The organism is Streptomyces violaceoruber, assembly GCF_033406955.1.
GTDB lineage: Bacteria > Actinomycetota > Actinomycetes > Streptomycetales > Streptomycetaceae > Streptomyces > Streptomyces violaceoruber.
The window spans coordinates 199,152-222,627 of the sequence record NZ_CP137734.1 but is presented as its reverse complement, the minus strand read 5'-3'; the positions used below and the strand labels follow the sequence as shown (position 1 = coordinate 222,627).

The following is a 23,476-nucleotide window of genomic DNA, read 5'->3' as shown; positions in this document are numbered from 1 at the left end:
GCCGCCCCGTGCGCCCGACTTCTGTCCCTCCGGTTCTATCCGTCCAGCTGATGGCTTGACGGAACGGGGGAGTCTCCCGCCCACACGGCGGGGACGCGGTCGGACCACGGCTGTGCCTGTTCGAGCTGGCCGGCGAGGCGGAAGAGGAGACCTTCGAGGCCGTAACCGGCGGCGAACTGCATACCGATCGGGAGACCGGTGCCGCTGTCGGCCGTCACCGGCACGGACATGGCGGGTGTGCCCGCCACGTTGAACGCCATGGTGAACGGGGAGTGGTCGTTGAGCCGTTCGATCCAGCCGAGCCCGTCGAGCGCCTCCGCGCCCGCGCCGTAGGCGCCCAGCGGCGGGGGCGGCTCCGGCAGGGTGGGGGTGAGCAGCAGGTCGTAGGTGCCGAAGTACCGCGCCAGGCCGCGGGCGACGCGGTTGCGGATCGCGAGGGCGGTGACGAACTGCGGGCCGCTGACCCGTTGCCCGTAGCGGTGGGCGGCCAGCGTCGCCGGTTCGAGGAACGAGGAGTCGACGGGCCGGCCCAGCGCCGCCGACAGGTCGTCGACCGAGGCCGCGAGATTCGCGGTCGACAGACGGGCGTTGGCCAGCACGAACTCCTCCCAGTCGGCGCCGAGGCCGACCGCGGCCTCCTCCGTGCGGTGTCCGAGGGATTCGAGCAGCCGCACGGTGCGCTCCAGCGCCTCGGCCACCGGGGCGGCGGTGGGGCGCCCGCCCCAGGCCCGCGCCAGGACCCCGATCCGCAGCGAGCCCGGCGGGCGCGTGACTTCCTCCGCGTAGGGGCGGGACGGCTGTTCGGCGAAGTAGGGGTCGCCGGGCTCCGGACCGCGTATCAGGTCGAGCAGCGCCGCGCTGTCCCGTACGGTGCGGCTGACACCGCCCTGGACGGCCAGGCCGTTGAATCCCTCGTCGAGAGCGGGGCCCATGGAGACCCGGCCGCGGGTGGGCTTCAGCCCGAAGAGGCCGTTGTACGCGGCGGGGATGCGCAGCGAGCCGGCGGCATCGGTCGCGTGGGCGAGGGGGACCGCTCCGGCCGCCACGGCCGCGGCCGCGCCACCGCTGGATCCCCCGGCGCCGCGCCGGGGGTCCCACGGATTGCGGGTCGGGCCGTACAGCACCGGCTCCGTGGTGATGCTGTAGGCCAGCTCCGGTGTCGCGGTACGCCCGAGGGTCACGAGGCCCGCGCGGCGGAAGCGCCGCATCAGGAAGGAGTCGGAGCGGGCGACGTGCCCGGCCGCGAGTCGGCTGCCCAGCTCCGTGCGCCGGCCCTCCATGGCGACCCCGAAGTCCTTGATCAGGAAGGGCGCGCCGGCCAGCGGCGTGCTGCCCGGGGCGGGCCGGTCGTCGGCCGGCCAGGTCTCCACGACGGCGTTGATCCGCGGGTTGACCCGCCGCACAGCCTCGTGTGCGGCGGCCTCCACCTCGGCGGGGGTCACCTCGCCCTTGGCCACCAGTTCCGCGAGGCCCACCGCGTCGTGGCGTACGTACTCGGACACTTTCACTGTCACTCCTGGGTGGATCGGAAGATACCTGTGAGTCCCGAACGATACCGAGCGGTATCGAGCGGGACGGGCTGGTACCGTAGCAGAGCAGCGAGGGGCCCCATCGACCGGACATCACGGAGCAGGCATGACATCGACCGCCGCCAGACCGGGCAGAGTGGCGAAGCTGCCGCCCCGCGAGCGCATCCTCGACGCGGCCGAGGAGCTCTTCCAGGGCGAGGGCATCCGACGCGTGGGGGTCCAGGCGATCGCCGAGCGGGCCGAGACCACCAAGATGGCGATCTACCGGCACTTCGAGACCAAGGACGCACTCGTCGCCGAATGGCTGCGGATCCTGGCCGCCGAGTACCAGGCGGCCTTCGACCGCGTCGAGGCCGAACATCCCGGCCGGCCCCGGGAGCAGATCCTGGGCCTCGCCCGCTTCATCGCCGACGGGCTGCCGGGGCTCTCGCACCGGGGCTGCCCCTTCATCAACTCCCTCGCCGAGCTGCCCGACCACTCCCACCCCGCGCGACGGGTGATCGAGGAGCACAAGGCCCGCCAGACCCGCAGGCTGGTCGGCATGTGTGCCGAGGCGGGGATGCCCGACCCCGAACAGGTCGCGGCCCAGATCACCTTCGTCCTCGAAGGGGCGCAGGTCAGCACGCAGAACGCAAGCATCGACCGGGCGGGGGAGCGGTTGATGCGCATCGTCGAGGCGATCGTCGACCAGTAGCACGGGCCCAGCCGGATCGTGTCGGTGCCGCGGGCCTTCGGCCGCTGCGGGTGAGCAGCGCGCCGAGGTGGGTCGGCGGTCTGCTCCGGCCGGTGGGCCGGCGGGGTCTACTCCGGCCGGTCCGTCGCCCAGGAGGGCAGCCAGGTGTCCTCGGGCAGCGGGGCCAGGTTCGCGAAGTGGTTGACGACCGCCCTGAGCCCCGGGTGCGGATTCTCCCGGGGGAGGAGGAGCGAAAGCGGGTAGGCGAGCGTCGGACCCGCGATCGGGATGCGGCGCAGATCGTGACCGGTCGGCCAGACGTACCGGTCGCGCGAGCCCACGAGGGTGGCCACGTCGTCGGAGTCGGCGAGGATGTCGAGGAGTACCTCGTTGCCGAAGTTGGGGCCCGCGGCGTCCACCCGGAGGCCGAACTCGGCGGTGAGCTGCTGGTAGAACTCCGCCCATTCGCTGCCCGGGGCGATACCGGGCACCCAGATCCGGTGCCCGCGCAGCCGGGCCGGTGTCACGGTGCGTGTGGAGGCGAGCGGGTGTCTCGGGCCGACGACGAGTTCCAGCGGGGAGTGGAACGCGTGGATCATCCGCACCTCGGGCGGCAGCGCGGCCGGGTCGGTGACCGAGCGGAAGGAGGCGTCGACGTCCCCCGCCCGCACGGCGGCCACCGCCAGACGCGGGTCGTCGACCTTGAGTGTCACCACGTCGAGTGCGGTTCCGGGATGTGAACGCCAGTAGTCGTGCAGGACGACGGCCTGCGCGGACCGCAGGCCGAGCACGTCGATCCGCAGCGCCCGCGAGCCCCGTCGGATCGCGGTGACGGCGCGGTCGACGTTCGCGACGATGTTCCGGGCGTGCGGCAGGAAGGCCTGCCCGTCCAGCGTCAGCTCGACCCCTCGGGGGGTGCGGGTGAACAACCGGACGTCCAGCGCGCGCTCCAGGGCCGCGATCCGTTTCGAGACGGCCTGCTGCGTCACGCCGAGTTCGTCGGCCGCGTGCCGCAGCTGGCCCAGCTCGGCCGCGCGGACGAACGATCGCACCGCCTCGGTATCCATGGGGGCGAGCATAGGGCTGCCCAACCCGTGGTTGTGGCGCAGGGCTCGGGCGGGGCGTCGGCCGCTCCCGGGACGCCGGACGAGGCGGGGGCCGGGCGGTGCCGGGGCCCGCCCCGCGGTGCCATAACCTCGTCGGTGGGAACGGCGGTTGCCATGTGTGTCCACACCGAGGAGGCGGCGGTGCTCAAATGGGGCGGCTCGCGATTGCTCGTCTGCGCGGTGGCGCTGGCCTGCGTGGCACTGGTGGGGCCCAGTGCACCCGGCGGTGCCCTGTCCGGCAGGTCGCTGCCCGTCGAAGCCGTCAAGGACGTCGTACCCGACCGGGTCATGACGTGGAACCTGTGCAACCCCTGCGACGCGAGCAACCTCGACCGGGCCGCGGAGATAGCCGCACACGCGCCCCAGGTCATCGGCATGCAGGAAGCCTGCGCACGTGACGTCGACAGGATCCGGGACTACCTGGAGGCCTTCCACGGGCTCGTCTACCACGTCGCACACGGATCGGTCCTGCAGAACTGGAGCCGTTGCGGGGGAGCGCCGTGGAATCCCGGGGGCTTCGGCCAGGCCATCCTCTCGGCGGCGCCGATCACGGACGCGGTCAACGTCGAGTACCCCGACGGCGGCTCCGAGGACCGCGGATACCTCGCGGTCACCACCGAGGTGGGCGGCCGGTCCGTCCGGGTGTTCAACACGCACCTCGCCCAGCGCCGTCAGGAGGAGTTCCGGACGGACCAGGTCCGCGTACTCGCCAAGGAGGTCGCCCGGCACGAACGCGCCATAGTCGTCGGCGACTTCAACGCCGTACCGGAAGCCTCCGAACTCGACCCCATGTGGTCCCTGGCCACGGACACCGACCCGCAGTGCCACCCCGCGCCCGGCGGCACCTGCGAGCCGACCACGGACTGGCAGAGCAAGTTCGACTACGTCTTCCTGCGCGGCGTCGCCCCGCGCGAGCACCGCGTGGTCCGTACGTCGCACTCGGACCACGACCTGCTGTACGCCGACCTGGACGTCACCTGAGGCCCCGTCACCGGATGCGGTGGCTCTCCCAGAAGGGGCCGAGGTCCTCGTCCGTCATGGACTGGGCGGCCCGCTTGAAGTCCTCCGTGGTGGAGACGCCGTACCAGTGGTCCCGGGCGTAGCGCTCGAGGAGCCGGGCCATGGCGTCGGCGCCGAGGGTGCGTTCCAGGTCGGCCAGGGCGCAGGGCCCGGCCGTGTAGACGAGGTGGTACTCGCCGCGGTGCCGCGACCAGTAGTCCATGGAGGCGGTCAGCTCGGCGCCGTCGTCGGGCCAGTAGACGTCCGACCAGCAGTCGCGCGTCTCCAGGCCGTAGAAGCGGAAGTTGGCGTACTGGGCGAAGCTCTCGTCCAGCCACGGCGAGGCGTACTGGTCGTTGCCGACGATGCCGTACCACCACTGGTGCGCCAGCTCGTGGACGACGGCGTTGCCCTCCTCGGTGGTGCCGAGCAGGACGAGGCCGGGATACTCCATACCGCCACCGAACCCGCTGGTCATCACGAGATCGACCTCGCCGTAGGGATAGCGGCCGAACTCGCGGCCGAACCGGTCGACGGCGGCGACGGCTTCCGCGCGGGCGAGGCGGACGCCCGCGGCGGGTGTGCCGGGCGCCCAGAACGACTTCACGCGCACACCCCCGGGCGTGGTCTGGGCCGCCGTGCGGAACGGCCCCGCCGCCCAGGCGAAGTCCCGCACGCGCTCCGCGAGGCTGAGGGTCACCGAACGTCCCGGGGCCCCCGGGCGGGTCCTGTTGCGGCCCGTCGCGGGCACCGCCATGCCCGAGGGGTGGTCGAGGCGGACCCTGAAGTCACCGGCGAGGGCGTAGAAGCTCTCGCCGACGGCCACGTACGGGTCGAGGTGCCAGCCCGCGGCGTCGTGCACGGCGAGCACCGGCAGGGCGTTGCCGAGGAAGCGGAAGGCGCCCTCGCGGCCGAAGCGGGCATTGCGGTCGGGCACCGTGACGGAGACGTCGAAGGCCACGGACGCCCGCTCCCCCCGCGCGAGGGGCTTCGGCAGGGCGATGCGCAGAGCCGTGCAGTTCACCGTGAGCGGGTCCGCCGTCCCGCCGCGCAGACCCGACACGACGACGGGCGAGGGCACGCCGGGCGCACCGGGTGTGCCGGGTGTGCCGCACCCGTCCTCGCCGTTGCCCCACAGGCGCAGGTACACCTCGCGCAGCGGCCGCTCCGACGCATTGCGGAAGGACACTCGCTGTCGCCCCGTCCAGCGGCCGCCGTCGGCGTCGGAGCGCAGGTCCACGTCGTAGCGGGCGCGATCGGGCGTCGCCGCGGACCCGCCGCCCCCGGCTGCCGCACCGGACACACCCGCCGGCGTACCCACCGCCAGGAGCAGCACGAGCAACACCACGAACAGACGACGACCGGCCGGGTGCGACCACGGGGCGGGCAGGAACGTGCCGAGCGGTGACATGACAGCGGATACTGCCACAACCCCCTGTCGGCCGAACCGACTTCGCCGAATCCTCAGTCCCGCCGGGCGCCGTGGGCGAGTCCGGCCCCGATGACCATGGCGGTGAACGCGATCGTGTCGTCGGCCCGGCGTTCGGGGATCGCGTCGTAGACGGACGGAGCGCTGGTGGACTCTCGCACCCGCAGGGCCTCGAGGACGATCGGGTGCCAGCGAGCATCGAAGGCGTTCAGGGCGTACCGTCCCGCGCCGCTCTTGGAAGTGAGGGAACCCGTCGAGAGGAGGTGATGCAGGCGGCTGACACCGAGCACGCACCACTCCACGGCGTCCGGCTCGGCAGCCTCCGCCGGACTCTCGACCAACTCCCGGTGCACGTGCGACCAGTAGCTCGACAGGTTGTCGTGGCTGAAGGCACGCAGCGCGGCGTCGTCGACGTGCACCTCAGCCTCGGTGAGCGCCGGGCCGCGGACCTTCACGCCGTGCCGGACCAGCTCGTGCCAGGTGACGGGGTTGATGCCGAACCGCCCGGCCTCCTCGTAGACCCCCATCCGGGTGCAGGGCAGGTCGGGGCAGTGCTCCGGTGGTCCGACCAGGTCCTCGCGCACCGCGTGGAAACCGTCGAAGAAGGGGCGGGGGTGCTCCCGCCGGACGGTCTCGTGCGCTGCGGCGAGCGCCGCCAGCGCGGCCCGGTCCGGGCGCTCGGCCAGCACGCTCACGAAGTCGACGTCACTGCGGTCGGGGAAGAACTCGCCGAAACCGAGTGAGCCGCACAGGTACAGCCCCCGGACCAGTCCCGGCGCGGACGCGTCGATCGCGGACAGGAATACGGACGTGGTCCGGTGGACCTCCGGAGGCAGCGGCATGCCGGCCAACTTAACCAGGGGCTCGCGGAACGCATAATCGGTTGCCGTCGACGGCGGGGGGTGGATGCAATGACCGGCATGGTGACGCAAGAGACTCTGCCGGGGCGGGACGAGACGAACGGGCACGTCCGGATCGGGGCTCTCGTGCCGCTGACCCGGCCGGGCTGGGACGAGGCGGGCCGGCACCTGCTCGCCGGGATGGAACTGGCCGTACGCGAAGTCAACGACGCCGGCGGCATCATGGGCAGGCCGGTGGCGCTGGTGGTGCGGGACACCGCGGCCGATCCCCACCGGGCCGCCGCGGCCGTGGAGGAACTGGCCGGGCTGGGCGTGGCCGCCGTGGCGGGGGAGTACCACAGCGTCGTCGCGCGTGCCGCTGCCGCCAGGGCCGATGCCCTGGGCGTGCCGTTCCTGTGCGCCTCGGCCGTGCTCGACACGCTCACCGAACAGCCGACGCCGTGGGTCGCGCGCCTCGCCCCGGCGCAGTCCCACGGCTGGCGGATCTACGCGGACCATCTCCTCGCCGCGGGCCACCGCCGCATCGCCGTGGCCATCGACCCGAGCAGCGTCTACTGGGCGTCTGGCGCCCGCATCCTGCGTGACCACCTCGCGCCGCACGGCGGCACCGTCGTCGACATCGACGTGCGCGACTCGACCGCCGCGTCGGTGTGCGACACGCTCGCCGGCCGGCACGCGACCGCCCTCCTCCTCCTGGTCGGTCACCCCGAGCCGGCCGTGTCGATCGTCCGCTCCGTGCGCCGGGACCGGCGCCTGGCCGGAGTCATGATCGGCGCCCCGGCCGGGCAGCCGGAGTTCACCGGATGGGCGACGTCGCTGGGCGCGGACGGCGCCGCGGTTCCCTTCCTGCGCTACCTGCCCGAACGCCTGGGCCCGCTTGGTGAACGGGTCGCAACGGCGCTGCGCGAGCGGCTGGCCGAAGCGCCCTCCTTCGTCGCCTTCGAGGGCTACGACACGGTGACGGTCCTCGCCGGCATGCTGCGCTCGCAGGGCCCGGACCGGGCGTGGACCCCCGAATCGTGGGCGAGCGTCTCGGCCGAGGGCACCCGGGGGCGGATCCGGTTCTCCCGGACGCCGGACATCGGCGTGTGGCAATGGGTCTGGGCGCCGGTGCAGGTCGTGGACCGGGATCCGGCGGACCCCGGCCGCCTGCGGGTCCTGCACACGGGCTGACGCCTCGGGCCGGCGCGCCTTGGTCAGCCGTACATCGCCACGCGGTGGAAGGCCGCGAGCGCGTCGTCGATGGGATGGGGCCGCGGCCTGCCCGCCGAGTCGAGTGCGTTCCACCTCTGGAGGTTCACCGCGACGGCCACGCGGCGCCTGCCGTCGGCGCTGATCACGGCCAGCGCCCCGGCGCCCCAGGCCGTGCCGCCGTGGCCCCAGAAGGTGTCCTGACCGGGCGTCTGTGTCGGGTGCAGGCCGAGACCGTACTCGATGGTCCGCCCCTCCTGGGAGACCACCGGCACGGTACGCCGCATCTGCGCCAGCGACGACGGGCTCACGATCTCGCCGGCCAGCAGCATCCCGAAGAAGCGGTTGAGGTCCGAGACGGTGGAAATCAGCGACGCCGACGGCCCCACCCACGACATGTCGTAGACGCTGTAGTCGCGCGGTGGGTCGATCATGCCGAACCAGGACTCGTAGAGGCGCGAGTGCGGCTCGCCCACGTACGGTCCGGTGGGCAGCTCGGTGTCCCGGAGTCCGGCGCGCTCGATGACGTTCCGGGTGATGCAGCGCTCGGCGCTGGTGCCGGTCACCTCCTCCAGGAGCTTGCCCAGGAGCAGGTAGTTGGTGTTCGAGTACAGGCCCGGAGCGCCGCCCGGGGGGCCGACGGCGGGTGCGGCGACGCCGAGTGCGATGAGTTCGGCGGGGTCGAACCGGGTGAACCGGTGGTCGTCCAGGCTCTGCGGCCCGGTGTCCGCGAGGGCGGGGAACGCCTTGAGGGACGAGTAGGCGTGGGGCAGGTACTCGGCGAGACCACTGGTGTGGTTCATCAGCATGCGGACCGTGACGGCCTCGCCGCGCCCGTCGGGAAGGAGCCCCGGAAGATACCGGCCGATCGGCGCGTCGAGACCGATCCGCCCCTGCTCGACCTGCTGCAGGACCGCGGCGGCGGTGAAGGTCTTCGTGATGCTGCCGACCCGGTGGCGCAGGTCGGCGGTGACCGGGCGGCCGGTGTCGACATCGGCGACCCCGGCGGCGCCCCGCCAGACCTGGTCGCCGTCCCGCACCTCGGCGAACAGGCCCGGCATTCCGGCGCGGTGGACGTTCTCGACGGCTGCGTCCAGTACCTCGGGATCCAGTGCGTCACTCACGGCAGGTGTCCTCTCCCCGGTTCTTCGGCGGCTCCTCGGCATGCTCTTGAACCCATTATGCACGCAGTGCGCGCAACACCAAGTGCACGGAGGGGGCGAAGAAGAATCCGCTGCGGTCCGCCGTCGCGCATGCCCGCCGCTGCCCCGGGTAGGACGTTCCGGTACACGGGCGTGACGCGAGGGCCCGAAGAGCGAGGAGAGTCGGACGTGATTCGAAAGATGCAGGCGGTCGCGCTGGACTGCGCGGATCCGGTACGGCTCGCGTCGTTCTACGCGGAGCTGCTCGGCGGGCGGGTGGTCGCGGATCCGGACGACTCCGACTGGCTTGAGGTGCACGGCTTCGAGGGGACGCCGCTGGCCCTCCAGCGGGTGGACGGCTACCGGCCGCCCGAATGGCCCGGCCAGGACCACCCCCAGCAGCTCCATCTGGACTTCGACGTCGACGACCTCGAAGGCGAGGAGAAGCGGGCCCTCGCACTCGGCGCGACCGTCCTGGAGCGGACCGACCAGCTCCGCCCGGGCGCCAACTGGCGGGTCTACGCGGACCCGGCCGGCCATCCGTTCTGCCTCTGCCTCCACTGAGCCGGGACTCTGGCCGACCGGGACGTGGCGACCGTCAGTTCCCCTCGGCCGCCGCGGCCAGGACCCGGGCCAGCTCGGCAGGCTTGGTGATCATGGGCCAGTGGCCCGAGTCGATGTCCGCGAAGTCGACGTGCTTGGCCCGGGCGAGTTCCGGAACATCGCCCGCGTCGATCCACTCCCGCGCCTGCGCGGGCGTGAACTCGGGGCACACGACCACGACCGGCACGTCGTAGCGGCGCTCGTCGGACAGTCGCACCACACCCCGGGCCACGGCCTCGGGCACCGGGATCGCGGCCGCCGCCAGCTCGTGCCGCGCCGCCTCGTCGAGGTCGGCGGCATCGGGCCCCTGGAAGGGCTCCCAGCCCGGAAAGGGCATCACACCGTCCCTGACCTCGAAGAAGTCCGCGTACGGTCGGCCGTCGGGGGTCGGGATGCCGCCGATGAGCGCGACCTTGGCCAACCGCCCCGGCCGCCGGTCGGCCGCCAGCCAGGCCAGCGCACAGGCCGCGGAGTGCCCCACCACCATGGGCCTGCCGGGCGCGGCGTCCACCGCGGCCAGCACCGCTGCCACCTGATCGTCCAGTGTGGCGGTCGCCGCGCCGTCCCCCTGCCCGGGGAGCGTGAGCGGCACCGGACGGTGGCCGAGCGACTCCAGCGTGGACGCGACGCCCTCCCACACGGATCCGTTCAGCCAGAGGCCGCCGATGAGCACGATGTCCATGATCGTTCCCCTTCGTCTGCGTGGGCCCCACCGTAGGAGGAGATCCGGACGATCCACTGCCGGTTTGCTCCGCCGGTCGCCGGTCGCCGGTCGCCGGTCGCCGGTCGCCGGTCGCCGGTCGCCGGCCGTCGGCCAGCGATCACCGTCGCCCGACCTCCGCCGCCCCCGGGCCGCGCCGTGCGCCGACTACCCTGCTCCCGTGCCCAACGACCCCGGCCCCACCGCGCGAGCGCTGCGCGCCCTGGAGATCCTCCGGACCCGCCCCACCACGACGGCCGACGAACTCGCCGTGCGGCTGGGCGTGACGGAGCGAGCTGCGCGCCGGTACGTCGGCATCCTCAAGGAGGCGGGCATCCCCGTGGAGTCGGCCCGCGGACCGCACGGCGGATACCGGCTGGGACGCGGGACGAGACTGCCGCCCGTGCACTTCACGCAGGCCGAGGCCCTCGGCCTCGTCATGGCGGCACTCGGCGGCCGGCCTGCGGTGGCCGATGCCGACGACCTCGTCGGTACCGCGCTGGGCAAGGTCGTCAAGGCGCTGCCGGAGAGCGTCGGCCGGCAGGCGGCACTGCTGCGGGAGTACGCGGCAGCCGCCCCCGACCCGTTGGCGGCCCACCCCGATCCGGCCGTCACCAGTTCCCTCGTCGAGGCCGTCGCGCACCGGCGCCGCGTGCGGCTCGCCTACCGCAGCGAGGCCGGCCACGCATGGGAGGAGGAGGCGGACCCCTGGTCCCTCGTCGTCCGCCACGGGCGCTGGTACCTGCTGTGCCACTCCCACCGCGCCGACGCCGTCCGCACCTACCGGGTCGACCGGATCGGCGAGGTCCGGAGCACCGGCCACGGATTCGACGCGCCGGTGGACTTCGACCCGGTGGCGGTGCTGGAGGAGAACCTGGGCACCGGATGGGAGTTCGCCACCCGCGTGGTCTTCGACGTCCCGCCCGCCGAGGTCGCCCCCTGGATCCGCCCGCCCATGGGACGGCTCGAACCACTGGGAGACGGCTGCGTCCTTCTCGGCAGCACTCGCAACCCGGACATGTACGCGCAGGAGTGGCTGGCGGGGGTGCCCTTCGCCTTCCGCATCGAGGGCGGAAAGGAACTGCGTGCCGCTGCCGCCGCCCTCGCGGAGCGTTTCACCGCCGCGGTGACGGACCACGACGCGGCGGGCCGCGACCGGTGACAGTGCTGCCGGGCGTGCGCGATCATGACGGAATGGACACTCGTTTCGTTGGCATACCCGAGGTCGGCGAGGCTCCGGCCGTGGCGGTCGTCGTCGACGTCATGCGCGCGTTCACCGTGGCCGCATGGGCCTTCGCGCGGGGGGCCGAGAAGATCGTTCTCGCCGGGTCGCTGGACGAAGCCCTGGCCCTCAAGGAGCGCGACCCGGCCCGGGTGGCGCTCAAGGACGGGCCGCTCACGCCCGGTTTCGACCTGGTCAACTCGCCGGGCCTGTTGCGCTCCGCCGACCTCGCGGGACGGACCGTCGTACAGAAGACCACGGCGGGGACCGTCGGCGCCCTGGCGGTCAGGGACGCGTCACTGGTGCTGTGCGCCGGCTTCGTGGTCGCGGAGGCGACGGCCCGGGTGCTGCGGGCACGCGCTCCCGAGCACGTCACGTTCGTGGTCACCGGTGAGGACGGCCGGGCCGACGAAGACCTGGCGTGTGCCCGGTACATCGCGCGCAGGGCCGCCGGGCACGATGCGGACGCCGCCGGGTTCCTCGGCCGTGCCGCCGAGTCGCGCGCCGCCACCGAGCTGGTGCAGGGCGTGCGTCAGGGCGTCCATCCCGATGACGTTGCCCTCTGCCTCGAACTCGACCGGTTCCCCTTCGCCATGGTCGCGGCACCGGAGGACTCGCTCATGGTCCTGCGCCCGTGCGCCGTGCCCCGGCCGTAGGGTTCAGGAGGAGCGGATCGCGGAGATGTCGAACTGCAGGCGGACCTTCTCGCTCACCATGCTGCCGCCCGCCTCGAGTCGCTGGTTGTAGACCAGGCCCCAGTCCCTGCGGTCGATGGTGGTGGTCCCGTCGAAACCCGCCCGCTCGTAGCCGAACGGGTCCACGACCGAGCCGAGGTAGTCCAGTTGGAGCTCGACGGGGCGGGTCGTGTCCCGGATGGTCAGGTCCCCCGTCATGCGGAAGCTCTCCGCGGACTCCTGGGTGGTGGAGGTGGAGTGGAAGGTCATCTCCGGGTGGCGCCGCGCGTCGAAGAAGTCCTTGCCGACGAGGTGGGCGTCCCGTTGTTCCACGCCGGTGTCGACGCTGGCCACGCGGATGACGAGGTCGGCCCGGGACTCGGAGGGGCGGGCTCCGTCGAAGTGGAGCGTGCTGTCGTAGTCGGTGAACGCCCCGCGGACCGTGGTGACCATCGCGTGCCGCACGGAGAACCCGATCCGGCTGTGCGGGCGGTCGATGGTCCATCGCCCGGTCAGCGCGCGAAGGGCCGGGTCGGGCGTGGCGAGCGCTGTCGCGGGCCGTGCGGCGAACGGGTCCTGCCCGACGGCCGACGGCTGCTCGACGGTGGCGGTCTGGCGGCGGCTGAAGATGCCCATGAGTCGGCCCTTTCGAAATCGATCACTTCGTGTTACCACGAAGTCGATCAATGGCCCACGGCAAGATGGGTGGCCTCGTCCGGGTTCCATGACCCCGACCGCAAAGCTGCACGGGTTGGACACGAGGCCCCCTCGCTCGTGCACATGGCGGCCCCGCGACCTGATCCGCCGGACAGGCCCTAGCCGAGCCGCCCCAGTGCCTCCCTCAGGCGCCGGGCGTCCCGCAGCCGTTGCTCGTAGGTGGCGCCGAGGACCAGCAGCACGAGACCGGCGACGGCGGGAGGAGCCCAGCGGGGGAGCGCGCCGACGACCTGGGCGAGGTACGGGGTCAGTTCGTGCAGCGCCACCAGCGCGAGCACACCCGGGCCGAGAACCAATGGCGCCTGGAGCCGGTGCCGGGCGCCCGCCAGCGTCACCGCGAGCGCGGCGACGCCGAGCGCCAGCGGACGCAGCCAGTGCTGGTCGTCCCAGGCGGCGAGCAGACTCGGCACCAGGGTGACGGCCAGCCCGGAGCCGTATGCCGTCCACGACGACACCGCGGCGTCACGGCGCCGACGCAGAAGTCCGACGATCAGCGCGGGTCCGGTCACCGGCAGCGTGTAGGCCTCCGGAGCGGCGACGTCCCACGCGGCCAGCCGCACCCAGGTGGCCAGCAGGAACAGCGCGGCCGCCGCCCAACCGGCCGCCCTCCGCTCCGGGCGCAGCGCGGTGGCCGCCGCGACGGCACCGCAGAGGGAGAGCACCAGGGCCAGCATCGGCGGCTCCGGCGCGGCGAGCGCGAGCGCCAGCAGCCCCGCGGCCGCACCCGCCACCTCGACCGGTACGGTGGCGCGCGACCCGCCCGTCCGCGACCCGCCCGTCCGCGACCCGCCCGTCCGTGACCCGCCCGTCCGCGACGCGATCAGGGCGGCGACGGCGGGCACGACGAGGACCAGCAGTGCCGTGTGGTGCGGCGGCCGGCCCGCGGACGCACCGATCGCGCAGGCCAGAGCCGTGGCGTGGCAGAGGGCGGCGGGCGCCGCGAAGGGCGCGGGCCCCGGACGGAGCCCGGCGGCAGCGAACAGGACCGTCAGCGTCCCGAGTACGGCGATCGTCGCGGGCTCGGAGGCCAGCGAGACGAGGGCGAGGCCGACCGAGGTGACGAGCGCCAGCAGGAGGGCCGTCAGGGACGGCGGCGACGGCCGCTTGTCGGCGCGGCCGAACCGCACCGCGAAGAACAGGGCCGCCGCGACCACGACCGCATGCGCCACCAGACCGGCCGCGTACGGCAGTTGCAGCACCACCGGGAGGACAAGGGCGGCCGCCCAGCCGAGGACCGGCGCCGCCACCGTGACCGCCGGGCGCCGGGCCGTGCGGTGTCCGGCCACCACCAGCACCGCGGCCACCACGGCGAGGACCAGCGGCGCGGTGCCCGCGTACGGCGGCCGGGGCAGGCCCGCGAACACGGCATCCCGGAAATCCCGCGGCGTACCGGACCAGGCCCCCGCACCCCGGACCGCCGGGCCGAGGACGCATCCGGCGACCAGGGGGAGCGTCCACAGCACCGCGAAGCCCTGAACCGCCGCCGAAGCGCGCACCAGCCCCTGCCGCAACGGATGGTGAAGACGCGTTCGCTCCGCCGCCAGCAGGGCGATCGCGCAGGCCAGACATCCCGGCACCGTCCACTCGCCGGGCACCGTCACCCGCAGCACCCCACCGGCCCCGGCGACCACGCACAGGCCGGCCGCGAAGGCGGCGCCCACGGAGATCTCCGGTCGTGGAACGAAGCGGCCGGCCACCAGCGCGAGCGCCGCCGCCACGAGCAGGAGCGCCGCCGCCCGAGCGGCCGGGCCCGGGCCGGACGCACTCCAGCCGAGCCACCCCGCCGACAGCACACCGGCGGCGCCCGTGCCCAGTGCGCCGGTGACGGCGACGATCCGCACCGGCAGCAGCGCGGCGCGCAGCGCGACGGCGGTGCCGCCGGCGGCGGTCGCCAGCGACACCGCCGTGAGCGTGTACGGACCCGCTCCGACGGCGATCGCCCCCAGCAGCAGGGGCAGATGGGCGGTCGCCACGGCGAGCGGGAGGGGGTGCCGGAGCCTGAGGCGAACGCCGTACACGGCCCACAGCGCCGCGAGGACGGCGGACGCGGTGGCCGTGTACCCGGCACCGTCCGTGCCGGGGAACGCCACCTCGTGGAGCGCGTAGGCGTCGAGGACGGTCAGGGCGGTCCCGAGAGCGGCCACGGCCTCGGCCGTCGACCTCAGCCCGCGTCGCAGCAGGGCCACCGGCGCACCGAGCGCGCCCACGGTCAGCGCACCGAGCACCAGAGCGCGTCCAGCGATCCCCAGGTGACCCCAGCTGACGAGGGTGAACGCGATCGCCGCGATCGTCAGCAGTACGCCACCGAGCACCAGCAGCACGTTCTGCACGCCGGGCGCGGTTGCCTCCGGGCGCCGTGCGGTGGCACCGGTGCCGGCGGGCGGTCCCACCGGCGCGGTCCCGGGGCCGAGGGCGGGCTGCCGGGCGGCGGTCGCCTGCAACGTGTGGACCAGCCACGCACGGCGCCGCAGCAGGGTGGCGCGGCGCACATCGAGTTGCCGCAACTCGGCGTCCAGGAACCGCAGCTCCTCGGCCGGGGGCGGAAGGTTCGTCATGCCTCGGAGTGTGGTCCTCGCCACGCGTCGGGACATGAGCGCGCATACTCAGCCCGTACTCAGAGGCGGGGTGCCCCGGGGGGTCAGAGGCCGACCCGCAGAACCGCCCAGACGGTGGTGCCCCTGGTGCGGTCGGAACGGGCCGTCCCCCACGAGTCGGCCAACTGCTGCACGATCAACAGCCCCCGGCCGCTCTCGTCCCGCGGGCCGGAGCCGCAACCGGCCGGGCCGGCCGAGGTCCGCCCGTCGTCGTGCATCTCGATCCGCAGCTGCTCGTGCGAGGTCAGCGACAGGCCGCACAGCATGCGGTCGCCGCCCGAGTGGAGCACGGCGTTGGTCGCCAGCTCCGAGACGAGCAGTACCGCGTCGGTGCACACGTCGCCGGGAAGCCGCCAGGTGCGAAGCTGCCGGCGGACCGTGTCGCGCGCCGTCCGCACGCTGATGCGGAGCGAGGGAAGGTCGAACCAGTGTTCCAGGTCGGGGCGCGCCGGTGGTAACAGTCCGGGTGAAGGGCTCGTGTGGGGGGTCACGGTGATCGCCTTCCAGTGAGGACGGGCGCGATGCTCACGACCGCCACTATGCTCGCCGACGAGTTCAGCCTGCAACCGGATCCCTGATAATTTCAGAAAGACCCGTTCAGTCTGGTGTCGTCATCAAGTCGCTGTCACAATGGCGCCGGTGACAGCCCATCAGGAGGTGGGGCGTGAGTGAAGCTCGGTCCGGCGCGGGCACCAGCGCCCCGACGGTGCTGCGCATGATCCTGGGGCGCCGGCTCCATGACATGAGGCAGAGCGCGGGTGCCTCACTGGCCGACGCCGCCAGGGCACTCCGGGTGACGCCCCTGACGATCCGCCGGCTGGAGAAGGCCGAAGTCGCCCTCAAACCCCTGTACGTCGAGAAGCTCCTGCAGACCTACGGCACCGGACAGCAGGAGATCGACGAGTTCGTCGCGCTCGCCGAGCAGGCCAACAAACCGGGCTGGTGGCACGCCTACCGCGACGTGCTGCCCAACTGGTTCACCGCGTACGTCAGTCTGGAGACCGGCGCCGGCACGCTGCGCACCTACGAACCCCACTACGTCACAGGGCTGCTCCAGACCCCCGCCTACGCCCGCGGCGTCCTGGGCGGAGGCTTTCCGAACGGCTCCGACGAGGAGCTGGAGCGCCGCGTCGGCCTGCGGCTGCGCCGGCAGAGCCTGCTGGAGCGGGAGAACGCGCCCACCCTCTGGGTGGTCATGGAGGAAGCGGTCCTGCACCGGGTCGTCGGCGGTCCGGACGTGATGCGCGAGCAGATCGACCGGTTGCTGGAGGCGTCCGAGCTGGAGCACGTCAGCATCGACATCCTTCCCTTCGCCGTCGGCGCCCACGTCGGGGCCTGCGCCCCCTTCACCTACTTCCGGTTCGAGGAACCGGAGCTGCCCGACGTGGTCTACAGCGAGATCCTCTCCGCGTCGATGTACCTGGACGAACGGGCCGACGTCGTCGCGCACCTGGAGGCGCACAACAGGATGTCGCTGCTCACCTCCACCCGGGCCAGCAAGGCACTCCTGAACCGCATGCGCAAGGAGTACTCATGAGCACCACCGACGTCCCCGTCTACAACGGGATGCCCGCCCGCGACCTCGGCGAAAGCGGCTGGGAGCGCCCGTGGAGCGGTCCCAACGGCGGCCAGTGCGTGGAGACCAAGCAACTCGCCGACGGACGCATCGCCGTGCGTCAGTCGACGGACCCGGCCGGCCCCGCACTCATCTACACGCGCGAGGAGATCGGCGCGTTCGTCCGAGGAGTCAAGCAGGGCATGGCCGACCATCTGACGGCCGGCCGCAGGAGGGGAACGGAATGAGCAGCACCCAGGGCGCGCGGAGCCTGGACACCAGCAGGCCGCACTCGGCCCGCATGTACGACTTCTACCTCGGCGGCAAGGACCACTTCCCGGTCGACAAGCAGGCGGCCGAAGCGGTCGCCGAGGCCTACCCGGGCATCTTCACCTGTGCCCGCGAGAACCGTGCCTTCATGCACCGTGCCACTCGGGTACTGGCACAGGAGCACGGCATCCGGCAGTGGCTGGACATCGGCACGGGCATCCCCACCGAGCCGAACGTGCACCAGGTGGCACAGTCCGTGGTCCCCGACGCCCGGGTGGTCTACGCCGACAACGACCCGCTCGTCCTGAAGTACGCCGAGCGCCTCATGCGCAGCACCCCGCAGGGCCGCACCACCTACATCGAGGCCGACGTCAACGACCCCGACGCCCTGCTGAACGCGCCCGAACTGGCCGAGGTGCTGGACCTGTCCCGGCCGGTCGCCCTGTCGCTGAACGCGCTGATGCACTTCATCACCGACGCCCGCGACCCGTACGGCATCGTCGACCGGCTGATGGCGGCCCTTCCGGCGGGCAGCGCGCTCGCGCTGAGCCACTGCACGCCCGACTTCGACCCGCCCACCTGGGAGAAGGTCACCGACATCTACACCGGCGGGGGCACGCCGGTGCAGTTCCGTTCGCAGCAGGACGTCGCCCGCTTCTTCGACGGGCTCGACCTCCTCACCCCCGGCGTCACCGTCGGTCACCGCTGGCGACCGGACCTCCCCGCCGGTCCCGACGCCCCCACCGACGCCCAGGTCAGCCTGTGGGCCGGGGTCGGCATCAAGGCGTAGCCCGCTTGCCGGACCCCCGCGGTGGGGCGCAGGGTGGAGGAGTGAGCGGTCAGGAGGGCCCCACGCTCATCTCCTCGGTGCAGCGAGCCTTTCGCCTGATGGAAGCGGTGGGCGCCCACGAGAGCGGCGTACCGGCCAAGCAGCTGGCGCGCGAGACGGGTCTGGCCCTGGGGACCACCTACCACCTGCTGCGCACCATGGTCCACGACGGTTATGTGCGCAAACTCGAGGACGGCACGTTCGTCCTGGGGGAGAGGCTGGGCGCGCTGCACGCGGGAAGCCGCGACCAGACGGCGCTCAGCAGGGTCCGCCCCACGCTCACCGAGCTGCGGGACGACCTGTCGGCCGCGGCGTACCTGACCCTCTACGAGGAGGGCGAGATCAGGGTCGCGGAGATCGTGGACGGCCCGAAGGCCCCCCGGGTGGATCTCTGGGTCGGCTTCGAGGACGCGGGACACGCCACGGCGCTCGGCAAGAGCGTGCTGCGCGAGCTGGACGCCGAGGCCCGCGCCGACTACCTCTCCCGCCACGCGCTGAACGATCTCACCCCGCGCACCATCACCTACCGCGCCCAGCTGCTGCGGAGCCTCGACGCCGCCCCACGCGGCCCGGCCGTGACCGACCTGGAGGAGTACCGTCTGGGCACCGCCTGCGTCGCGGTCCCCGTCCGCCGGGGCGACACCATCGGATCCCTCGGCATCTCCGTGGACATCAACCGCACGGCCTGCCTCGACGACGCCGTGACGACGCTGCTCGCCACCGCGGAACGGGTGTCCCGGGGGCTCTCGCTCACCATCTGAAAACCGGGCCCTTGCGGCAGCGAAGCCCCACCGCGTTTCCTGGATGAGACGGGCAAATCGGGCACGGTCGCAAGGAGAACCGGAACGTGAGTGAGCAGGGCGTCGCAGGGCCGTACGGGCAGGTCGGCTGTCATGTGGCGAACGGCTGGACGGTCGTCCGGGCGGCCGACGAGATCGACATCGCCTTCGCGCCGCTCGTCCGGGCCGAGGTGGGCCGGCGTCTCGCCGAGGGTCACCGGCACTTCGTACTGGACCTGTGCGACACGCCCTTCATCGACTCCATGGGCCTCGGCATGATCGTGGCCGTGACCAAGCTCATCCGGACCCATCACGGGTCGTTGCGGATCGCCTGTCCGGACCGGCGCCTCCTGCACGTCTTCGCGCTCGGCGGCCTGGGCGCGGTCTACTCCTTCCACGACTCCGTGGACAAGGCCGTCGCGCAGCCTCCCGGGGCCGAGGGACTGGCCGGCTGGCCGTACGCGCGCGACTGACCCCGCCGTCACCGCACGCCTTCGTGTTTCGTCCCGCCCGCGGCGGTTCACTTGAACGGAAGTCGCTGCCCGGGTCCTCTCCGGAAGGTGGATCATGACGGCACGGGTCGGATACCGCAGAATCTACGAAAGTGCCACGCCCCAGGACGGCAAGCGCGTGCTCGTCGACCGGCTGTGGCCCCGCGGTGTGAGCAAGGAGAAGGCCGGTCTGGACGCCTGGCTGCGCGACGTCGCACCGTCGGCCGATCTGCGGCGCTGGTACCACCACGATCCACGGCGCTACGACGAGTTCCGGCGCCGCTACTTCGCCGAACTGGAGGATTCCGACCACGAGGCCGCGCTGGAGCGCCTGCGCGACCTGGCGGCCCGGGCCAAGGTGACCCTGCTGACGGCCACCAAGGACGTGGACCACAGCGAGGCGGCCGCGCTCGCCGAGTGGCTGGACGGGTCCTGAGGGAGGCGGTCCTGGGGGAGGTGGTCCTGGGGGGGAGCACCCGCCCGCCCTACCTCGGAGGTCATCGCCCCGGCGCGCGCGGGCCGACAGGATGGGCGATGTCTCCGCGTCGACGGGATGCGGACCAGGAGGAGGTCTGCCATGCCCGCGGCCGCATCGACGAACACCCGCTCCGTGGTCGAAGACCTGCTGCGCAGGATCGGCACGGGCGACCCCGAGCACATCGCCGCGCTGTACGCCGACCAGGGCGACTGGAGGCTCGACTGGCCGGAGGCCGAGCACGGTCGTCCGGCCACGCCGTGGATCCGTCACCGGTCCACCCGGGCGGACGCGGCGGCCCACTACCGGGAGCTTGCCGAGCACCACCTGCCGCAGCAGGCGGACACCGAGGTGGAACGCATCCTCGTCGACGGGAACGACGCGGTCGTGCTCGGCGAGATCCGCCAGACCGCGCGCTCCACCGGACGCGCGTACCGCGCCCGGTTCGCCCTCCACCTGACGGTCGAGAACGGCCTCGTCACCCGCCACCACGTGTACGAGGACAGCCTCGCCGTCGCGCAGGCCTTCGAAACGGACCGCGCGTGAGGACTCCGCGCGGCGCCCACGGGCCCGGCACCCTTCACCGCACCGGCGTCGCCCCCCGTGCGGCGTCCCGGGGGTCTCGTCCGGTCCCGGACCCGAGGGCCTCCAGGATCGCCTCGACGCTCTGCTTGGCGTCGCCGAAGAGCATGCTGGTGTTGTCCCGGAAGAAGAGCGGGTTCTGCACGCCCGCGTAGCCGGAGGCCATCGAGCGCTTGAACACGACGACCTGCTCCGCCTCCCAGACCCGCAGCACGGGCATACCCGCGATCGGACTGGCGGGATCATCGGTCGCCGAGGGATTGACCGTGTCGTTCGCGCCGATGACCAGCACGACCGAGGTGTCCGCGAAGTCGTCGTTGATCTCGTCCATCTCCAGAACGACGTCGTAGGGCACCTTGGCCTCGGCCAGCAGCACGTTCATGTGCCCGGGCAGCCGCCCCGCGACGGAGTGGACGCCGAAGCGCACCTCGACGCCGCGCTCGCGCAGCCGCCGGGTCAGCTCCGCGACCGGGTGCTGGGCCTGCGCCACGGCCATGCCGTAACCGGGGGTGATCACCACGGACCGTGCCCGCGCGAGCAGTTCCGCCGCCTCGGGCGCCCGTACCTCACGGTGCTCGCCCTGCTCCTGCGCACCCCCGGGAGGAGCCTCGATGCCGAAGCCGCCCGCGATGACGGAGAGGAAGGAACGGTTCATCGCCTGGCACATGATGTAGCTCAGATACGCACCCGAGGAGCCGACCAGCGCACCGGTGACGATGAGCAGGTTGTTGTCGAGCAGGAAGCCGGCCGCCGCCGCGGCCCAGCCGGAGTAGCTGTTGAGCATCGAGACGACGACGGGCATGTCGCCGCCGCCGATGGAGGCCACCAGATGCCACCCCAGGGCGAGCGCCAGGACCGTGACCGCCACCATCAGGGGCAGGCCCGGGCTGACGGTGAACCAGACGGTCAGCACCGCGAACAGGGCCAGCGCACCCAGATTGAGGGCGTTCTTGCCGGGCAGCGTCAGCGGCCGGGACTTGATCCGCGCGGACAGCTTCAGGTAGGCGACCACCGACCCGGTGAAGGTGACCGCGCCGATGAAGACGCCGATGAACACCTCGGCGTGGTGGATGCCGATCAGGTCGGCGGCGATCCGGCCCCGCGAGCCGTGCGCCTCGACCTCGAGATAGCTGTTCCAGCCGACCAGGACGGCCGCCAGACCGACGAAGCTGTGCAGCACCGCGATCAGCTCGGGCATCTGCGTCATCTCCACGCGGCGCGCCCGCCACAGGCCGACCGCGGCGCCGATCACCGTGGCGAGCAGGATCAGCGCGACGGGCCCGGCGGACACGCTCCGCGCCGAGACCACGACGGTGGCCGCGAGGGCGAGGGCCATCCCCGCGATGCCGTACACGACACCGGCGCGTGACGTCCGGTGCTGGGACAGACCGGCGAGGCTCAGGACGAACAGCAGGGCCGCCACCAGGTCGGCGGCGCGGGAGGCGGTCATGGACGTCATCGGGACTCGCCTCTCGAGAACATGGACAGCATGCGGCGGGTGACGGCGAAACCGCCGAATATGTTCACGCTCGTCAGCAGGATCGCCACGAAGGACAGCACGGTGACGAGCGTGCTCTCGTGCCCGATCTGCACGAGGGCGCCGATCACCACGATCCCCGAGATGGCGTTGGTCACCGACATCAGCGGGGTGTGCAGGGAGTGGTGGACCTTGCCGATCACGTAGTAGCCGATGACCACCGCCAGCGCGAACACCGTGAAGTTCTGCGCCAGTTGGGCCGGAGCGAAGGCGACCAGCAGGAAGGTCGCCAGCATGCCGAGGCCGATCAGGCCGAAGCGCCCCGCCGGGGTGAGCCGGCGCAGTCTCCCGCCCACCGGCGCGGCGGGCGACGTCGCCGGGGGCGCGGTGGCGGGCGGCGCCGCCGACACGGCGACCGGTGGCGGAGGCCAGGTGACCGTGCCCGCGCGGACCACGGTCACGGTCCGCTGCACCACGTCGTCGAAGTCGATGACGATCCGGCCGTCCTTGCCCGGGGTGAGCAGCCGGAGCAGGTTGACCAGGTTGGTGCCGAACAGCTGCGACGCCTGGGCGGGCAGCCGGGCCGCCAGGTCCGTGTAGCCGATGACGGTCACACCGTTGCCGGTCACCACGGTCCGGCCCGCTACGGTCCCCTCGACGTTGCCGCCCTGGGCGGCGGCCATGTCGACGACGACACTGCCGGGCCGCATCGCCGCCACGTCGGCGGCGGTCAGCAGGCGCGGGGCGGGCCGTCCGGGGATCAGCGCGGTGGTGATGACGACGTCCACGTCACGGGCCTGTTCGTGGTAGAGCCGGGCCGCGGCACGGTCGTAGTCGGCCGACGTCGCCTTCGCGTAGCCGTCGGCGCTCTCCTCCTGGGCCACGTCCACCGCGAGGTACTCGCCGCCCAGGGACCGCACCTGGTCCGCGACTTCCGGCCTGGGGTCGGTGGCGCGGACGATCGCACCGAGGCTGGACGCGGCCCCGACGGCGGCGAGCCCCGCGACCCCGGCCCCGGCGACGAGGACCTTCGCCGGCGGCACCTTGCCCGCCGCGGTGACCTGCCCGGTGAAGAAGCGGCCGAAGACGTGCGCGGCCTCGATCACGGCCCGGTACCCGGCGATGTTCGCCATGGAGCTGAGCACGTCCATCGACTGCGCCCGCGATATGCGCGGCACCGCGTCCAGGGCGAGCGCCGTGACGCCCCGCGCGGAAAGCGCCTCGAGCAGCTCGGGCCGCTGCGCCGGTGCCAGAAGAGCCACCAGCGTCGTGCCTTCGCGCAGTGCGGCGGTCTCGTCGGCGGTCGGCGCGTTGACCTTGAGTACGACGTCCGCGGCCCAGGCCTCGCCGACGCCCGCCCCCGCCTCGGCGTAGGCCTCGTCGCCGAAACCGGAGGCCGCGCCGGCTCCCGACTCGACGACGACCTCGTAACCGAGGCCGAGGAGCAGACGAACCGTCGAAGGCGTCGCGGCGACGCGCGTCTCCCCGGGCAGGGACTCGGCGACGACGCCGACGCGCCGAGGCGGGCGGTGAGCGGATTGGTGTCCAGTCATGTCCAGTCTCTCGTGGAGGCGTTGTT

Annotated in this window: 24 protein-coding genes; 13 read left to right on the top strand and 11 right to left on the bottom strand. The window is 72.9% G+C overall.

Annotated features, from left to right (window positions below; all coding sequences use genetic code 11):
* Positions 1-35 precede the first annotated feature (35 nt).
* Positions 36-1,508, bottom strand: a complete 1,473-nt coding sequence (locus R2E43_RS01150) for an amidase (protein ID WP_329429410.1) — start codon at positions 1,506-1,508, stop codon at positions 36-38.
* A gap of 127 nt (positions 1,509-1,635) precedes the next feature.
* On the opposite strand from R2E43_RS01150, the gene R2E43_RS01145 reads away from it, so the two are divergent.
* Positions 1,636-2,223, top strand: coding sequence for a TetR/AcrR family transcriptional regulator (locus tag R2E43_RS01145; RefSeq protein WP_332055812.1), 588 nt, complete (start codon positions 1,636-1,638; stop codon positions 2,221-2,223).
* Positions 2,224-2,330: 107 nt separating this feature from the next.
* Here R2E43_RS01145 and R2E43_RS01140 read toward each other — a convergent pair whose 3' ends face one another.
* Positions 2,331-3,269 (bottom strand): LysR family transcriptional regulator, encoded by a 939-nt coding sequence (locus R2E43_RS01140; RefSeq protein ID WP_332055811.1) that lies wholly within the window; start codon positions 3,267-3,269, stop codon positions 2,331-2,333.
* A 153-nt stretch (positions 3,270-3,422) separates the two neighbouring features.
* Between R2E43_RS01140 and R2E43_RS01135 the strand changes: the two genes are divergently transcribed.
* On the top strand, positions 3,423-4,289 hold the full coding sequence (locus R2E43_RS01135) for an endonuclease/exonuclease/phosphatase family protein (protein WP_332055810.1): 867 nt from the start codon (positions 3,423-3,425) through the stop codon (positions 4,287-4,289).
* Between the two features lie 7 nt (positions 4,290-4,296).
* Here R2E43_RS01135 and R2E43_RS01130 read toward each other — a convergent pair whose 3' ends face one another.
* Both R2E43_RS01130 and R2E43_RS01125 read right to left on the bottom strand, forming a co-directional pair.
* The gene (locus R2E43_RS01130) at positions 4,297-5,718 is read right to left on the bottom strand and encodes a M1 family metallopeptidase (protein ID WP_332055809.1); all 1,422 of its coding nucleotides are present in this window, start codon (positions 5,716-5,718) and stop codon (positions 4,297-4,299) included.
* Positions 5,719-5,771: 53 nt separating this feature from the next.
* Complete coding sequence (locus tag R2E43_RS01125) at positions 5,772-6,578, bottom strand: aminoglycoside adenylyltransferase domain-containing protein (RefSeq protein ID WP_030864405.1); 807 nt, start codon at positions 6,576-6,578, stop codon at positions 5,772-5,774.
* 69 nt (positions 6,579-6,647) lie between these two features.
* Here R2E43_RS01125 and R2E43_RS01120 point away from each other — a divergent pair, with 69 nt between their 5' ends.
* Positions 6,648-7,769, top strand: a complete 1,122-nt coding sequence (locus R2E43_RS01120; protein WP_078653040.1) for an ABC transporter substrate-binding protein — start codon at positions 6,648-6,650, stop codon at positions 7,767-7,769.
* A gap of 23 nt (positions 7,770-7,792) precedes the next feature.
* Here R2E43_RS01120 and R2E43_RS01115 read toward each other — a convergent pair whose 3' ends face one another.
* On the bottom strand, positions 7,793-8,953 hold the full coding sequence (locus R2E43_RS01115; RefSeq protein WP_332055808.1) for a serine hydrolase domain-containing protein: 1,161 nt from the start codon (positions 8,951-8,953) through the stop codon (positions 7,793-7,795).
* A 165-nt stretch (positions 8,954-9,118) separates the two neighbouring features.
* On the opposite strand from R2E43_RS01115, the gene R2E43_RS01110 reads away from it, so the two are divergent.
* Positions 9,119-9,493: a VOC family protein gene (locus R2E43_RS01110; protein ID WP_003971536.1), complete on the top strand. Its 375-nt coding sequence runs from the start codon at positions 9,119-9,121 to the stop codon at positions 9,491-9,493.
* A gap of 34 nt (positions 9,494-9,527) precedes the next feature.
* Here the strand turns inward: R2E43_RS01110 and R2E43_RS01105 are convergent, their stop codons facing one another.
* Positions 9,528-10,214, bottom strand: coding sequence for an alpha/beta fold hydrolase (locus R2E43_RS01105; RefSeq protein ID WP_003971535.1), 687 nt, complete (start codon positions 10,212-10,214; stop codon positions 9,528-9,530).
* A 199-nt stretch (positions 10,215-10,413) separates the two neighbouring features.
* On the opposite strand from R2E43_RS01105, the gene R2E43_RS01100 reads away from it, so the two are divergent.
* Together R2E43_RS01100 and R2E43_RS01095 are read left to right on the top strand one after the other, a co-directional pair.
* Positions 10,414-11,394: a helix-turn-helix transcriptional regulator gene (locus R2E43_RS01100; RefSeq protein ID WP_003971534.1), complete on the top strand. Its 981-nt coding sequence runs from the start codon at positions 10,414-10,416 to the stop codon at positions 11,392-11,394.
* Positions 11,395-11,426: 32 nt separating this feature from the next.
* Positions 11,427-12,110 (top strand): 2-phosphosulfolactate phosphatase, encoded by a 684-nt coding sequence (locus tag R2E43_RS01095; protein ID WP_030864421.1) that lies wholly within the window; start codon positions 11,427-11,429, stop codon positions 12,108-12,110.
* 3 nt (positions 12,111-12,113) lie between these two features.
* Here R2E43_RS01095 and R2E43_RS01090 read toward each other — a convergent pair whose 3' ends face one another.
* The 3 genes from R2E43_RS01090 to R2E43_RS01080 form a co-directional block, all read right to left on the bottom strand.
* The gene (locus R2E43_RS01090; protein ID WP_030864424.1) at positions 12,114-12,764 is read right to left on the bottom strand and encodes a YceI family protein; all 651 of its coding nucleotides are present in this window, start codon (positions 12,762-12,764) and stop codon (positions 12,114-12,116) included.
* 179 nt (positions 12,765-12,943) lie between these two features.
* Complete coding sequence (locus R2E43_RS01085) at positions 12,944-15,400, bottom strand: SCO7613 C-terminal domain-containing membrane protein (RefSeq protein WP_332055807.1); 2,457 nt, start codon at positions 15,398-15,400, stop codon at positions 12,944-12,946.
* Between the two features lie 83 nt (positions 15,401-15,483).
* Positions 15,484-16,005, bottom strand: a complete 522-nt coding sequence (locus R2E43_RS01080) for an ATP-binding protein (protein WP_332055806.1) — start codon at positions 16,003-16,005, stop codon at positions 15,484-15,486.
* A 98-nt stretch (positions 16,006-16,103) separates the two neighbouring features.
* Here R2E43_RS01080 and R2E43_RS01075 point away from each other — a divergent pair, with 98 nt between their 5' ends.
* The 7 genes from R2E43_RS01075 to R2E43_RS01045 all read left to right on the top strand — a co-directional run bounded on the left by R2E43_RS01075 (position 16,104) and on the right by R2E43_RS01045 (position 20,384).
* Positions 16,104-16,976 carry a helix-turn-helix domain-containing protein gene (locus R2E43_RS01075; RefSeq protein ID WP_003971529.1) on the top strand — a complete coding sequence of 291 codons (873 nt, stop codon included), beginning with the start codon at positions 16,104-16,106 and terminating at the stop codon, positions 16,974-16,976.
* Positions 16,973-17,242 carry a DUF397 domain-containing protein gene (locus tag R2E43_RS01070; RefSeq protein ID WP_136207627.1) on the top strand — a complete coding sequence of 90 codons (270 nt, stop codon included), beginning with the start codon at positions 16,973-16,975 and terminating at the stop codon, positions 17,240-17,242. Before R2E43_RS01075 ends, R2E43_RS01070 begins: the two co-directional genes overlap by 4 nt.
* On the top strand, positions 17,239-18,054 hold the full coding sequence (locus R2E43_RS01065) for an SAM-dependent methyltransferase (protein ID WP_003971527.1): 816 nt from the start codon (positions 17,239-17,241) through the stop codon (positions 18,052-18,054). Before R2E43_RS01070 ends, R2E43_RS01065 begins: the two co-directional genes overlap by 4 nt.
* A 41-nt stretch (positions 18,055-18,095) precedes the next feature.
* Entirely contained in the window at positions 18,096-18,854 is a 759-nt protein-coding gene (locus tag R2E43_RS01060; protein WP_003971526.1) for an IclR family transcriptional regulator, read from the top strand.
* Between the two features lie 86 nt (positions 18,855-18,940).
* Positions 18,941-19,345, top strand: coding sequence for an STAS domain-containing protein (locus tag R2E43_RS01055; protein ID WP_319127938.1), 405 nt, complete (start codon positions 18,941-18,943; stop codon positions 19,343-19,345).
* Between the two features lie 94 nt (positions 19,346-19,439).
* Positions 19,440-19,799: a DUF488 domain-containing protein gene (locus R2E43_RS01050; protein ID WP_003971524.1), complete on the top strand. Its 360-nt coding sequence runs from the start codon at positions 19,440-19,442 to the stop codon at positions 19,797-19,799.
* Positions 19,800-19,940: 141 nt separating this feature from the next.
* Positions 19,941-20,384 (top strand): nuclear transport factor 2 family protein, encoded by a 444-nt coding sequence (locus R2E43_RS01045; RefSeq protein ID WP_003971523.1) that lies wholly within the window; start codon positions 19,941-19,943, stop codon positions 20,382-20,384.
* A gap of 34 nt (positions 20,385-20,418) precedes the next feature.
* Here the strand turns inward: R2E43_RS01045 and pntB are convergent, their stop codons facing one another.
* Both pntB and R2E43_RS01035 read right to left on the bottom strand, forming a co-directional pair.
* The gene (pntB, locus tag R2E43_RS01040) at positions 20,419-21,879 is read right to left on the bottom strand and encodes a Re/Si-specific NAD(P)(+) transhydrogenase subunit beta (RefSeq protein ID WP_332055805.1); all 1,461 of its coding nucleotides are present in this window, start codon (positions 21,877-21,879) and stop codon (positions 20,419-20,421) included.
* Positions 21,876-23,450, bottom strand: coding sequence for a Re/Si-specific NAD(P)(+) transhydrogenase subunit alpha (locus R2E43_RS01035; protein ID WP_319127933.1), 1,575 nt, complete (start codon positions 23,448-23,450; stop codon positions 21,876-21,878). Before R2E43_RS01035 ends, pntB begins: the two co-directional genes overlap by 4 nt.
* Between the last annotated feature and the right edge of the window lie 26 nt (positions 23,451-23,476).

Excerpts from the sequence above, each read along its gene's own strand:
- R2E43_RS01145 (WP_332055812.1), top strand. The coding sequence starts at position 1,636 with ATGACATCGACCGCCGCCAGACCGGGCAGAGTGGCGAAGCTGCCGCCC.
- R2E43_RS01140 (WP_332055811.1), bottom strand. The coding sequence starts at position 3,269 with ATGGATACCGAGGCGGTGCGATCGTTCGTCCGCGCGGCCGAGCTGGGC.
- R2E43_RS01135 (WP_332055810.1), top strand. The coding sequence starts at position 3,423 with ATGTGTGTCCACACCGAGGAGGCGGCGGTGCTCAAATGGGGCGGCTCG.
- R2E43_RS01130 (WP_332055809.1), bottom strand. The coding sequence starts at position 5,718 with ATGTCACCGCTCGGCACGTTCCTGCCCGCCCCGTGGTCGCACCCGGCC.
- R2E43_RS01125 (WP_030864405.1), bottom strand. The coding sequence starts at position 6,578 with ATGCCGCTGCCTCCGGAGGTCCACCGGACCACGTCCGTATTCCTGTCC.
- R2E43_RS01120 (WP_078653040.1), top strand. The coding sequence starts at position 6,648 with ATGACCGGCATGGTGACGCAAGAGACTCTGCCGGGGCGGGACGAGACG.
- R2E43_RS01115 (WP_332055808.1), bottom strand. The coding sequence starts at position 8,953 with ATGCCGAGGAGCCGCCGAAGAACCGGGGAGAGGACACCTGCCGTGAGT.
- R2E43_RS01105 (WP_003971535.1), bottom strand. The coding sequence starts at position 10,214 with ATGGACATCGTGCTCATCGGCGGCCTCTGGCTGAACGGATCCGTGTGG.
- R2E43_RS01095 (WP_030864421.1), top strand. The coding sequence starts at position 11,427 with ATGGACACTCGTTTCGTTGGCATACCCGAGGTCGGCGAGGCTCCGGCC.
- R2E43_RS01090 (WP_030864424.1), bottom strand. The coding sequence starts at position 12,764 with ATGGGCATCTTCAGCCGCCGCCAGACCGCCACCGTCGAGCAGCCGTCG.
- R2E43_RS01085 (WP_332055807.1), bottom strand. The coding sequence starts at position 15,400 with ATGACGAACCTTCCGCCCCCGGCCGAGGAGCTGCGGTTCCTGGACGCC.
- R2E43_RS01070 (WP_136207627.1), top strand. The coding sequence starts at position 16,973 with ATGAGCACCACCGACGTCCCCGTCTACAACGGGATGCCCGCCCGCGAC.
- R2E43_RS01065 (WP_003971527.1), top strand. The coding sequence starts at position 17,239 with ATGAGCAGCACCCAGGGCGCGCGGAGCCTGGACACCAGCAGGCCGCAC.
- R2E43_RS01050 (WP_003971524.1), top strand. The coding sequence starts at position 19,440 with ATGACGGCACGGGTCGGATACCGCAGAATCTACGAAAGTGCCACGCCC.
- R2E43_RS01045 (WP_003971523.1), top strand. The coding sequence starts at position 19,941 with ATGCCCGCGGCCGCATCGACGAACACCCGCTCCGTGGTCGAAGACCTG.
- pntB (WP_332055805.1), bottom strand. The coding sequence starts at position 21,879 with ATGACGTCCATGACCGCCTCCCGCGCCGCCGACCTGGTGGCGGCCCTG.
- R2E43_RS01035 (WP_319127933.1), bottom strand. The coding sequence starts at position 23,450 with ATGACTGGACACCAATCCGCTCACCGCCCGCCTCGGCGCGTCGGCGTC.